Here is a 13,242-nt window from a genome sequence, read left to right on the forward strand (position 1 = left end):
TAACTCATTCTGTAAGACTCCTTTCTAACTTGCATTCTTTCTCTTAATATATGATATAAATCTTATAAATATGCTAGAAGGATAATTCATTATATGAACGAAAATAACATTTTAATAAGGTACGTTTTCTATTCCTAAATTACTAAAAAAATTATTTATATAAGATTATTTTTACTAGTTAATAGGTAATGATATAGGGATATTTTGAATGTACATCTAGGTTGTTCCTTTCAAGATATTTATCATTTTATATACGCCCTTTATTAGAATACTGCTTATACTTTTTTTGAGATTCTTTAGTAATACGTGCGTTAAGTAAAATTGCTAACAACAAAAACACTCCATATTTCCCCCCTGTAGCTCCTATGATAATCACACTACTAAAAACAAGTACAATTAATAGGAGAAACGAAACTAAATAAATACGGTCATAGTTCTTTGACATCTTCTCGTATTTTATGCGTTCTTTCCTTGCATCCATCTAAATTCCTCCTTTAAATTATCCATTTCACTATAAAATAAATCTCGCCCTTAAAAAGAAAACAATATAGCGTTTCAAATAATTAGTTTGTTTTTTTATCAACTAATTTATATAACATAAAAAGAAATACAACCAATATTAAGCTTACCACCATGATAATCCCGATCCTCTCCTTTCTTTTAATCCCATCACATCAGATGAAATTTATGTATATCCTATTATTAGCCGCAGCAAACAAAAAGGATCCTCTCTTCTCTTAAAGGCTGATCCTTTTCTTCGTGCATTCAACTATTTTTAGCTATTCTTGATTAATTAGAATAACAGCTGGTTCATCTACACGAATTCCACCAACTTCGATTTTTTCATAAGGCTCAACTGTAATAGAAATGACCCCTTCCCGCTTTTTTAATTCATTACTTAATTCTTTTGTTAACATTTTTTTCATGTGTGCACTCCTTCTTACTGCTTAATTTACTATCGTTATGTAAATGAAATTAAAAATGGTTTCCTGGTCTGGAAACCATTTTTTGTAGTTGACCATATGGTGTTACCAGTTCGTTTATCAATTTTACGTAAAGAAGATAAACAATTACTATTCACTGTCTCAGTAGATGTAAGAAATTCTTAAAGATAGCGGTGAGATTGATTGTTTTTTCTTCTAGAAATAATGACTTAGATAGTATATTACCTAAAACAATGAAAGCCCTACCTCTCTTTCATCCTTACGGCTCCTTGTCCGTGCCAGTGTGAATCAGGATTGCAAAAATCAAGTGACTATTTGATCGAGTTATTTGATGAAACTTCGAACGTTCGTAAAAGAAATTTAAAAATAAAAATGGATTAGATTGAAGTAATAACAAAAGAGGTTCATACTCTAAAAGTGAGTTGAAGAAGTTGAATGTCTTTGAAATGATTTACTTTTAATAATAATCATATTCCCGAAAAATTCAGGATATTTTCCGGGGATGTAATACATTATCTATAATGAACCTTAACAGAAACTTTTTATTTGATTTTCAGTGATCCCTTTAATTAATCCTAGTTCACTAATCAAAAATTCATGTGCGTTATCCAACATTTTTTTTTCGCTTGTATTAAGTGCTTTTTCTTTCTTCATACGCATTAAATCACGTACAACTTCAGCACCTTCTTGTATTTCACCCGTTTTTATTTTGTCCGTGTTCACTTTATACCTTTGTTTCCACGGCAGTAATCTATCTGATTCTCCATGCTGAAAAATGTGTATAATGTGTTTTAATGCAAGTATATCAGTAACTGGGCGTATACTCGAACTCAATATTTTACCCGTAGGAATCATGACTTGCATATTACTGATTGACATTTTTATGACATAATACTGTTGTTTTTTCCCTGAGAATTCTTTTTCTTCTATGGCTTCAATTATACCTGCTCCGTGCATTGGATAAACAATGTTATCGCCAATTTGAAACATATAATCCACCTCCATATATGGTAACCTTCTTAACCTTAACATATATGTGATTTTTTATCAAATATTTAATAATATCATAAATTTATTTTTAGTGTCAATCACTTTTTTCTTTAAAAATCAAATTAAGTAAAACAGCCACAAAATAATAGGGAGTGTGCCAGATTTCCAATAAAGGGAAGGGGAATTTCCTCGCGTATATTCTGAAACCTCTACTAATTAACGTAGATCAGTTTGGTTCCGTTGCAAAGTTTGTAAAAATTTAAAGAGCATGGGTAAGAGTCGTCAAATGTTACACATTTATGAATAATTTCTGTAATTCTTTGTACGTCGAAAAACCGAAGTCTAGTCGAGGACTTCGGTTTTGTTTGTATAAGGCATGAATCGTTTCGATTCCTTTTATTGTACGTGAGGCATGACGTAGACTTTGAAATCCTGCGAATTTAGCAAAACGTCGTTTTGCATGTCTATGGTCTTGTTCGATAAGATTGTTCAAATGTTTGACTGTACAATGAGTTGTACATTGATAAAAGCCTTGTGCCTTTAACTTTTTGAGCGCATAAAGTAATGCTGGAGCTTTGTCTGTTGTGAGGACCGTTGGTTCTCCAAACGTTTTCACTAATCGTTTCATAAAGGCATATGCAGCCTTGTTATCCCGCTTTTTACGAAGTTGACCGTTGGTTCTCCAAACGTTTTCACTAATCGTTTCATAAAGGCATATGCAGCCTTGTTATCCCGCTTTTTACGAAGTTGAATATCCAATGTGTGCCCTTCTTTATCGATCGCACGATATAAATAACACCATTTTCCTTTGACTTTTATATAGGTTTCATCTAACTTCCAAGATGATTGTACGTTTTTATATTTTTTAAGTTGAGGAGCATGTGTGGTGACCGCTATTTGCACCAGAACCTTATTTTCTCTTGAGATTTTTAACTTTTGAGGCACCTCCTTTCGTTTATTTTACTTCTGCTGTATAATTCCCTGTTCCACCGCTGTATTTATATACAACTAAATAATATTTCCCTGGCTGTGCATAATAATTTCCAAGTAATTGATTTCCTTCATGTTTTGTTGCATACGCAACATAGTTGTTAAGGTCTGACTCATGATGCAACACCCAATTCAACCCAAGGTTTTGTTCATTCGTGATAGTAATTTGTAAATCTTTCGGGTCTTTTACATCAATTATAAATCGATCAACTTGATCTTGATCACTTAGGCTACCTCGCAATAAGGTGTTCAGAGATAGCGGATTAGCTGTATTGAAGGAATCATTCGGTTCTTTTTCTACAATAGTATCTTCTTCAGTATTCACTCCGCTAAATACAACATCATATTCAAATTGTCCAGCCGCATTGACACGGTAATTCACGAAATAAGCAGTTAATGTTTTGTATCCGCTCCATTCTTTTTCTGAAAGATGTTTAAGCATCTCATTCGTTGCTTGGTTCATTGCTTTCCAGTCCTCAGTTTCTCCTTTTGACGCACTTCCTGTATACGTTCCTTGTAGTGTAAATGTATTAAAGAATTGTGATTTATTCTTTGTTATCTTCACATTTTTTAACTTCGCTTCACTTGTGATATCTGCCGCAATATCCGAAAGTGCTTTCGGTTTATGCTCTGATAAATAATCATCTGATACTTGCGGAATTGTATACTTCTCACGATTATCAATAAGCATTTGCATATAAGATTGGTAGTCTTCATTTAATTTATTATCTTTACTTAATGTAGAGCGGTACGAATCATAACCTGGTACATCATTTGCACGAATTAAATCGTGCACTTTATCGAACATGTCAGGGCGGTTATTATACATATAAGATTGCAATGCAAACGAATAGTTATAAAAATCCCACGTTCCATACTTTGCATTTAATGTTTGCTCTGCTGTGTATCGCTTAGCTGGATCATTGGATAATCCACCAATTATACTTTTTCGCGGTACTACGCTATCCACCCGAGTTGAACCTGCAAAGAATTCAGCATTTCCCTCTTCAAACCAAGTCAAACGTTCATTTTGATATAATTCTCCTTGTCCCCATAATCCCGGAACTTCGTATCTTCCCTGTAAATAGTGTGTAAATTCATGACGGAATAATTCTTCTAAACTATATATACTTTGCTGAGGTGTACGTTCATAAGTAAAGAAAGTTCCGATTCCTTCAATATAAATTCCACCATTATTCGTTTCATATCCGTACAATTGACGATTCAATTGATATTCATCCGGACTATTGTAAATGACCATTGTTATCACGTCATCAGCATGTCCACTTTCAAGCGACTTATCACTACCAACTGTACGATAAAATTGGGATCGCACTTCTTTTGCCGCCCAATATAAACGTTTAATTTTGTCTTCGGTAACTTTATCTCCCGCTTTAAAGACAATTGTCCCATCATCAAATGTGTACGTTTTTGGCAAATATTTTTTCTTACCATCTTCTCGAATTTGATCTAAATTTACTGTTTTTCCATTCGCATCTACACCGCCGTAATTTGTAGCAATTTGTTCTGCAGCAACAAAATATTGCTGTCCTACGTATGGATAAATCCGCATCGCTTCTGTAACAACTTGCTGCCCTTTTGTTGGTGTACTATGAAGCTTGCCAAAACGGCTAGCATAGTAAATTCCATTATTAATTAACCATCCGTTTTTGTCTGTTACCGTACCAATGAGTGCAAAACGATTTATTTCATTAATAAAGCTATCAATGTTCCTATACCACATCGTATCTTTTGGTTCTTTACCCGTAGTATACATATACGACTGAACCTCATAATCAGTTCCTTTCATCAAATTATATATAGCATCGCCTTTTGTATAGTCTTCAATGAAAGTAGCAAGATTATCGTTATATTGTTTGAAGATTTCACCTGCATATAGAAGTACTTCAACATCAGCTGATGCGTTTCCAATCAGCATTCCATACGATGAAATAACTTTGTTTTGTTCTGTCGTACCAAGTTTAAAATTCGGATTCTTCGCGATTGTTTTTAAAGCTGGTAAACATTTATCATGATAGCTGCGCTCGTTTAGTTTGCTTAATTCCTGGTTATAAAAACCTAAATAAAATCCCGAACGTAGAACTTCTACTAATGTCTCAATACCTTTTGAATCATCTTTCGTATAAGCTTGCCCTTGTTCTGCTAGTTTATCAATAATAGCTTGCACCCGGCTATCATCTTGATAGAACTTAAGACTATCACTATTAAACTGAAATAAATCTGGAATTTGATACCATTTAATTGTAACAAGAAGATCGGTTAATTGTTTGTTGCTTAATTGATTTAATTCAGCCATTGAGTATTTTCTTTCTTCAGCTAGTTGTTTAGTGTTCTCTTTCGGCATCGGTGGACGCTGTGATAAATCTGCTAACTTTAATCGTTTTGTAAAAGTTGCATTCTCTTGTACGTTCGAAGAATGTGCTAACCCATCAACAGATTTCTTTGATCCTACTGGCTCCATTTGCAATACATTCTTCACATTTTTCTCTTTTGCCTCCGCTTGAATTTGTAATCCATTACATGATATAGTAACAAGTCCAACACCAAGCATTAGTTTACAAAATTTAGAGTATTTAGCCATACTGTTTCCCCCTTTTTTATAAATTAAAAATTCAGAATAATTATTAAATTATTTAACCTATCTTTATTAAGCGGATTCTCTAGTGATACTAGTAAAATTAGTGATATAATAACAAGTAATTTTTTACCATAAATAATCTATCATACTCATTTCTTGAACTCATCCCCCCTCCTTTAATTTAATACAAGCAAAAACTGTACCAATTTTGTATCTTATGAATAGAATACTATCCTTCATTAATACTGTATAATAACATATACACAAATAATTTAGACATGTATAAATTATTTGACATTAAAACCCCCTTTATGAAAACAGTTTGGTACAAAGTTTATTTTTTCCGTTCTTAAGTTGATGGCCACGCGGGACCCTTACTAGGGATCACCATATCATTTCAAGAAAATTGTACGCTAAGGAGTTTAAAAAGATTGTGTGGATTTAATAAACGTTTATAAATGTTTTCGGATGTATTTATAAACGTGATAAATCTTGATTTTATAAGGAAACAAGTTATGTCCTTAAAGGTATACTTTTATAGACAATCCAAGGGCTTTCCACATCTTTGAATAGGTTCTGTTGCAAAGTTTCTAAAACGAAGCCACATATAGTACAAAAAGATAGATAAGGCATAAATCTTTTCTACTTTATCTATCCTTCTCTTGTCTCTCATATACTGTGCAACATTTAATAAATGTTCTCTTTTACTAATAGATTTATAAAATATCTTAACTTTTAATAAAACATATTCTTCTTATTTTTTAGCACCTTTTAACGATTCTCTCAGCACAAATTTTTGTAACTTCCCACTCGCATTACGAGGAAGTTCATCCACAAATAGATAGTGACGCGGACGTTTATAATCGGCTAATTCATCACTTTCTTTACAATATACTTCTAAATCTACTTCCGTAATATGTTCATCTTTCTTTACAACTACCGCAACGACACGTTCGCCCCATAGCTCGTCTGGTTCTCCAAGGACCGCAACATCTAATATACCAGGATGACTATGCAAGAAATCTTCAATTTCACGTGGATAAATATTTACCCCGCCACTAATAACCATATCGTCGACACGATCTGCAACATATAAATATCCATCCTTATCTAAGTAACCTAAATCACCCGAATGGTACCAACCTTTGTACATAGATTTAGCTGTCGCTTCTTCTCTATTATGATATCCTGCCATCATGCATGGACCACGTAAAATAATTTCTCCCACTTCATAAGGAGGTAACACATCATCTGGTTCAGCTGCCCCCTCCTCATTCGGTTTTACAATACGAATTTCATGACTAAAGCAAAGCGTACCAGCTGAACCTGCTTTCGTAATTTGATCTTCTTCTACTAAAAAGGCAACAACTGGTCCCATTTCTGTCATTCCATAAATTTGGACAAGGTCAATATGCAGACGTTCTTTGCACTCCTTAACAAGTGCTGGCGCCATTGCAGCACCGCCGTATATTCCAATTTTCATCGATTGCAATTCATATTGCGTGAGATCCTCTTGTAACATCATATTCCACATCGTTGGCGCGGCAAAAAATGTTGTGATTTTTTCTTTCTGAATTGTATGTAACACCATCTTTGTATCAAAGTGATGTAATATGATATTTTTCCCGCCAACTTGAATACGTGGTAAAATACCAGCATTTAATTCCCCGCAATGGTATAGCGGCGCCACAGCAAGTCCAACACTATCACGATTATATTTTAAGAAATACGTACAAATCATACTATGTTCTGCAATTTCACGATGACGATGCAATACCCCTTTGGGATGGCCTGTTGTGCCACTCGTATAGAGCATGGAGCAATAATCTATTTCTTCAATTACAACATCCACTTTCTCAGGTGATGCCGCATTTACTTTCTCATGATAAGACGTAGCATAGGAAGGTTCATTTTCTTCTACAAACCAAAATGAACTATTTGGAAAATCTCGCTCAATCGCGGAAATAGCCTGTTCAACGGCTTTTTCAAAGACAACAACTTTTGAGGCAGCATCACGGAGAATATAAGAGACTTCTTTTGCTTTTAAACGGAAATTAATTGGATTGAAGATTGCACCGATCTTTGCACAAGCTAGGTAAACGTTTACAAATTCATGGCAGTTATATAAATAAACCGATACACAATCTCCTTTTTTCACACCTTCTGCTAACAGGGCATGTGCTGTTTTATTCACCTGTTCATCCCATTCTTTATACGTCCAGCGAATATTCTTTTCTGGTTCTACTAACGCTTCTTTATTCGAATACTTGCCAACCGTTAAATCAAAAATCCTCCCAATCGTCATATACATGTCAAAACATGCCCCCTTTTAACTTTCATAAATCTATCATTTCGTGTATAAGTTGACATTTCCTCTACATTTTTACCTTCTTTTTCTGATCATTCTCGACACTGTTTTACAAATGTATATCCATTTTGAGTTTCCAACATATAAATATCTGCTAGGAAAACAAAAGGAGACCTCCACTCATTTTCTCCCTTTGTTTTCACTTGGCATGGGGCTAAAAAAAAGGCCCTGACCGCTCCTATTCACGGCCGGATCCTCTCTCCCACCTAAAAAGAAAGGGTTTATATTGGTTTTTCAATTTATAAAAAAAAGAGACTGAAACCTAAAGGCCCGCAATACGTGAACCTTTAGGTCAGTCTCTTAAGAAAATAGCTCTTTTAAAATTTCAAGCTTGTCTTCTGTATATTTTATATAACCATCATTATATGATTTTGGATCTTTCGGATTCGCGAAATGCGTAATTGCACCTGTTTGCGGATGAACAAACTTACTTGATGCACCGCAGCCAAGTCCAATAATGGATTGTACTTCTTCCATAATTACAATGTTATAGATACTTTCCTGCGATGGTATTGCATAACCAACGTTTTCTAAGTTACCTAAAATATTCTTTTGACGATATAAATAATATGGTACGTAATTATGATTCTTCGTCCACTCTTCTGCTTCGTGCATCATCGCTGTAATTTCCTCGCGGCCTGCCACCTTATATCTACGCTTATTTTGCGTCATTTCAGAAGCACGTTTAAATGATAATGTGTGAACTGTTAATGATTCTGGCATTAACTTTTCTGTTTCATCTAACGTATGCTTAAAGATTTCTAGCCCTTCACCAGGAAGCCCAATAATTAAATCCATATTAATATTGTTCATTCCCATTTCACGTGCTAAATGGTACTTCTCAATTGTTTCTTCCACCGTATGATGACGTCCAATTGCTTTTAACGTTTCTTGATGATATGACTGCGGGTTAATACTAATGCGGTCAATATTCCATTTATTTAACACCTCTAGTTTTTCTGGTGTAATCGTATCTGGACGACCTGCTTCAACTGTTACTTCACGTACCCCTTTCACATCCGGGAACGCTTGGTACATTTCTTCATACAACATATCCATCTCTTCTGCTGTAATACTTGTCGGTGTACCGCCGCCATAATAAATCGTCGTAACTTTGACTCCCTTGTCCTTTAAAAACTTACCAATTTCACGAACTTCGTAGTGTAAGCCTCCTAAGAAAGAATCAACAGAGCCTTGACGTCCATTGATCGCGTAAGCCGGGAATGTACAGTACGCACATTTTGTTGGACAGAACGGAATACCTATATAAATACTTACTTCTTCTTTTAAACGATATAAATCTGGAACAACCGCTAATTGGCAATCAACAATGCGCTGCAGAAGTTCAATCTTTTCTTCATGAATTAAATAGCTTTCACGAAGTTCTTTATGCGCTTCTTCTTTTGACATGCCATTTTGAAGCATTTTGTGAAGAAGCTTTGTTGGACGTACTCCCGTTAAAATCCCCCAGCTTTGTTCAATTCCTGTTAACTGCTGAAGAACAGATAAATACACATAAGAAACAACGTGCTTCACTTGCTTCATACGTTCTTTCTCGTCTGTAAAGAAAGATAAATCTTTTGAAAATGTTTCTTCATATACATTTCCAGTTGCAACATCTGTTAAACGAGCTGAAGCTGTTACATTTCCTTCTACATGTATATCAACAATAAGATTTGCTTCTTCTTTGTCAAACCCTATCGTGCTTTCTTCAAAAAATAAGCCGCTAATATTTTGCAGCGGACGTAAAAAACGATCATCTTGTAACGTTTTTATTGAAATTAACAACACTTATCACCTTTTCATTTGTAAACTCTCTTTAGTTTACTTGAAGGGCGTTTTTAGGTCAATATTGAAGCTTTTTCCTTATTTCTTCCACTACAAAAAAACAAATAATTGAATGAATGATTTTCATTTTAAAACTTACTTTCTCCTCACAAATCATCTACCAAATCAAGAAACGTAGCTTGAACGCTACGTTTCTTGGCGAAATTCCCCTCTATTTATGAACTTGTGTATGTGTATTTAAAAAAGGCAGCGGAAATTGCTTCCGAAAATGCTCTTTAATCATATATTCCACACCATTCTCACTATTAGAACGCGTAATCCAGTCTGCCGCCTTCCTTACTGGAAGAGGCGCATCTCCCATTGCAACTCCTAATCCAACGTTCGTAATAACATCTAAATCCTCTAAGCTATCTCCAATTGCAACCATTTCATTTAATTCTACGCCGAGATGTTTCCCTAATAATTGTAATCCATTTAACTTTGATACATGCATCGGAAGAATTTCTATCCTTAATGGATCACACTCAATATATTCCACATCTTCAAACGCCTTTTTCAATGTTTTGAGCGCACGTTCCTTTTCTCCCTTACTTGTAAAGATAATATCAATTTTCGGAGCAGCAACAGGCTGATCTCGAAGTATGTCACCTAACGAATCTACAAATTGAACTGGATAAAAGAGTGGATCTGTACTAGATAGTACAGTACGTGCAATCAAGTTAGATGTATTCCGCTCACGATTGCTAATAGAAAATCGTTCATGTGAAATACGAATATTACATTCAAAATGTTCAAGCACCTGCACAATATTAAACGTTTTTTCTTCAGATAACCGTTTCTGAACAAGTGGCTTATCTAATGAATCTGCAATAAATGCACCGCTATGCGTAACTAATATGGAATTTAACTTTAACGATTTTGCTACTTTATGAGCTGATTGAAAATGACGACTTGTAAACAGTGTGATGTATACACCTTTTCGTTTCACAACATCGATTGCATCTCTCGTTCCTTTTGGTATCTTCCCATTTTTTTGCAATAATGTCCCATCTATATTAAGGGCCAGCAAACGATAAATCATAGCCTTTTCCCTCCTCTTAGCTGCTTTATCTATCCATAATTTATGAAGTAATCTTTCTAATTAGAACGAGTTAGCATTACTAGCTCAAATTTGGTTTAATATATATAACTTACTAGCAAAGGAGCTATCAATATGAAAGCACCTCCTTCCTTTTATGAGGGCGATACATTAGAAGTTGCTAAAAATTTACTTGGTCATAAACTTGTGCATATCGTAGACGGTAAAAAACGGAGTGGGCTTATTGTAGAAGTGGAAGCTTATAAAGGACCTGGTGATAAAGCAGCACATAGCTACGGCGGCAGACGGACCGAAAGAACCGAAGTCATGTTTGGTGCACCTGGATATGCTTATGTGTACCTTATTTACGGTATGTATCATTGCTTTAATGTCATTACGGCTCCAATTGGTATCCCTCAAGGCGTTCTCATTCGCGCACTAGAGCCAGTCGATGGAATAGAACAAATGAAAACTGCACGTTATGGTAAAACTGACATTACTAAAACACAATATAAAAACTTAACAAATGGACCAGGGAAACTATGTCGCGCACTCGGAATCACTTTAGAAGAACGCGGCTTCTCATTACAAAGTGATGAACTATACATTGAATTCGTTCCTGAAGCAGAACATCTATCTTCCCAATATGAAATTGTAGCCGGTCCACGTATCAATATTGATTATGCCGAAGAAGCCATCCATTATCCGTGGCGTTTTTATTTCAAAAAACATCCCTTCGTTTCTAAATAAAAAAGAAGCCGTATTATTATCAAGACCTAATCTCTAAAAACATTAAAAAAATAAAGGTATTCATATATTGGTTATGTATAATATACGAATGCCTTTATTATGTATCTGTTTACTATAACAAAATGATTCCCAATTTGATAAATCTACCTAAAAAACTCCTTTAGTGTTCATTAATATATTTAGAACATCAACTAAATGATATATACCACATCTTTTTACTTTATAGATGAAATGAATTTCATAGGTAATATGACCAAAATAAGACTCCTAACGGATTTAGCGGGGGATCTGTGTTGGTTTGTAATAAAGTTTGATCCAAATGAGATCTTTTTATCTGAAATAAAGATTTGATTAAATCAACAAAATTAAAGTATTAATAGCCTTGATAAAATTCTGTTGAATATGTATAGCCTTGAAAATTCATTCTGACCTAATTCTCTATCACTAAAATATTTCATTTACTTATGAAGAATTACGAACTATCAGACACAATTGATAAAGAGGAAGAAATTGAATAAAGTTTATACAAAAACCAAAAGGACACATCTTTACTATTTTAATTGCAAGGCGATGTCCTTTTGCATTTTATTCAGTTATTTGGCGAAACGCGATTCAGCATTATCATTACTTAATATCATTTCTATAATAACCGTTACAAATTCTTGCTCCATCGTAAAAATGATTTCCAACGTTTTGAGAACTTTTCATAAAATGCTTACTTTCTATCAAAGGAAAAATCACTTTATTCATCAATATTTCAAAGCAATATTATACTCTTTAGCTAAACGATGAAAAAATATAAGTATTGTCAAACTATGTAGTTGTTTGGAACATGTCTAGTAATTTTGTACAAGGTGATAGTTCTTATGCTCTTTTTTAGATTTATATATCTAATACATGAAAGCATCCTGATTCAATACCGCTGTACATGGTATATTCATAGAAGAAAGTGATGCACAAAAACCACTTAAGGATTGACTACCACTCCAAAGGATAGATTCCCAACTGTAATCGTAGCAACTACGCTATTTATTGCACCATCAATTACAGATACAGTACCACTTCCATTATTTGCTACATAAATAAGGTTTGTAGAGGAATTGACCCCCACCCCTCGTGGAGTACTTCCTACTGGAATCGTAGCAATCACACTGTTTGTTGTACCATCAATCACAGATACAGTATCATCATCAGTATTTGATACATAAATACAATTGGTTAATGGATTGATAATTCCTACGTCGTTTGGAGCGACCCCCACTGTGATGGTAGCAAATACATTATTCATTACTCCACTAATCACGGATACAGTACCACTGCCTCTATTCGACACGTAAACACGATTCGTAACTGGATTGACTCCTACCCCGATTGGCTGTATTCCAACCGAAATCGTAGCAATCACACTGTTTGTTGTACCATCAATCACGGACACAGTGCCACTAACAGCATTTGTCACATAAATCCGATTTGTGGAAGGATTAACCGCTGGTACTATAGGGAAATCTCCAACAGTAACCGTAGCAATCACATTATTCGTTATACCATCAATTACAGACACAGTATTATCATTAGCATTCGCTACATAGATACGATTGACTGCTGTTAATCCTGGTCCCGTAGGCCCGGTTGGCCCTGTTTCTCCCGTTGGTCCCGTAACTCCGCTAGATCCCGGTTCTCCCGTTGGTCCCGTAACTCCGCTAGATCCCGGTTCTCCCGTTGGTCCCGTAACTCC

At 34.8% G+C, this 13,242-nt stretch carries 8 protein-coding genes and 2 pseudogenes; 1 reads left to right on the top strand and 9 read right to left on the bottom strand.

From position 1 onward, the window contains the following. Positions 1–247 precede the first annotated feature (247 nt). From AZF08_RS06505 to AZF08_RS06540, 8 genes and pseudogenes are all read right to left on the bottom strand, one after another. Positions 248–481, bottom strand: a complete 234-nt coding sequence (locus AZF08_RS06505) for a hypothetical protein (RefSeq protein WP_033674703.1) — start codon at positions 479–481, stop codon at positions 248–250. Positions 482–779: 298 nt separating this feature from the next. After that, entirely contained in the window at positions 780–926 is a 147-nt protein-coding gene (locus tag AZF08_RS29685; RefSeq protein ID WP_033674702.1) for a BC1881 family protein, read from the bottom strand. Between the two features lie 546 nt (positions 927–1,472). Next, complete coding sequence (locus AZF08_RS06515) at positions 1,473–1,934, bottom strand: CarD family transcriptional regulator (protein WP_162177850.1); 462 nt, start codon at positions 1,932–1,934, stop codon at positions 1,473–1,475. A gap of 289 nt (positions 1,935–2,223) precedes the next feature. Continuing rightward, positions 2,224–2,804 (bottom strand): annotated as a pseudogene (locus tag AZF08_RS06520) (IS6 family transposase); the annotation flags it as partial. A gap of 85 nt (positions 2,805–2,889) precedes the next feature. Then, complete coding sequence (colA, locus tag AZF08_RS06525) at positions 2,890–5,526, bottom strand: collagenase ColA (protein ID WP_033674699.1); 2,637 nt, start codon at positions 5,524–5,526, stop codon at positions 2,890–2,892. A gap of 751 nt (positions 5,527–6,277) precedes the next feature. Beyond that, a complete protein-coding gene (locus tag AZF08_RS06530) occupies positions 6,278–7,834 on the bottom strand; it encodes a fatty acid--CoA ligase (RefSeq protein WP_033674698.1) in 1,557 nt (518 codons plus the stop codon). A 357-nt stretch (positions 7,835–8,191) separates the two neighbouring features. Next, entirely contained in the window at positions 8,192–9,682 is a 1,491-nt protein-coding gene (locus tag AZF08_RS06535; RefSeq protein WP_033674697.1) for a coproporphyrinogen III oxidase, read from the bottom strand. Between the two features lie 208 nt (positions 9,683–9,890). After that, a complete protein-coding gene (locus AZF08_RS06540) occupies positions 9,891–10,760 on the bottom strand; it encodes a Cof-type HAD-IIB family hydrolase (protein ID WP_033674695.1) in 870 nt (289 codons plus the stop codon). 132 nt (positions 10,761–10,892) lie between these two features. On the opposite strand from AZF08_RS06540, the gene AZF08_RS06545 reads away from it, so the two are divergent. Continuing rightward, positions 10,893–11,507, top strand: a complete 615-nt coding sequence (locus AZF08_RS06545; RefSeq protein WP_033674694.1) for a DNA-3-methyladenine glycosylase — start codon at positions 10,893–10,895, stop codon at positions 11,505–11,507. 967 nt (positions 11,508–12,474) lie between these two features. Here AZF08_RS06545 and AZF08_RS31130 read toward each other — a convergent pair. Further along, a pseudogene (locus tag AZF08_RS31130) lies at positions 12,475–13,242 on the bottom strand (YVTN family beta-propeller repeat-containing protein); the annotation flags it as partial.

The organism is Bacillus gaemokensis, from assembly GCF_001590835.1.
Taxonomy (GTDB): domain Bacteria; phylum Bacillota; class Bacilli; order Bacillales; family Bacillaceae_G; genus Bacillus_A; species Bacillus_A gaemokensis.

Excerpts from the sequence above, each read along its gene's own strand:
- AZF08_RS06505 (WP_033674703.1), bottom strand. The coding sequence starts at position 481 with ATGGATGCAAGGAAAGAACGCATAAAATACGAGAAGATGTCAAAGAAC.
- AZF08_RS29685 (WP_033674702.1), bottom strand. The coding sequence starts at position 926 with ATGAAAAAAATGTTAACAAAAGAATTAAGTAATGAATTAAAAAAGCGG.
- AZF08_RS06515 (WP_162177850.1), bottom strand. The coding sequence starts at position 1,934 with ATGTTTCAAATTGGCGATAACATTGTTTATCCAATGCACGGAGCAGGT.
- colA (WP_033674699.1), bottom strand. The coding sequence starts at position 5,526 with ATGGCTAAATACTCTAAATTTTGTAAACTAATGCTTGGTGTTGGACTT.
- AZF08_RS06530 (WP_033674698.1), bottom strand. The coding sequence starts at position 7,834 with ATGTATATGACGATTGGGAGGATTTTTGATTTAACGGTTGGCAAGTAT.
- AZF08_RS06540 (WP_033674695.1), bottom strand. The coding sequence starts at position 10,760 with ATGATTTATCGTTTGCTGGCCCTTAATATAGATGGGACATTATTGCAA.
- AZF08_RS06545 (WP_033674694.1), top strand. The coding sequence starts at position 10,893 with ATGAAAGCACCTCCTTCCTTTTATGAGGGCGATACATTAGAAGTTGCT.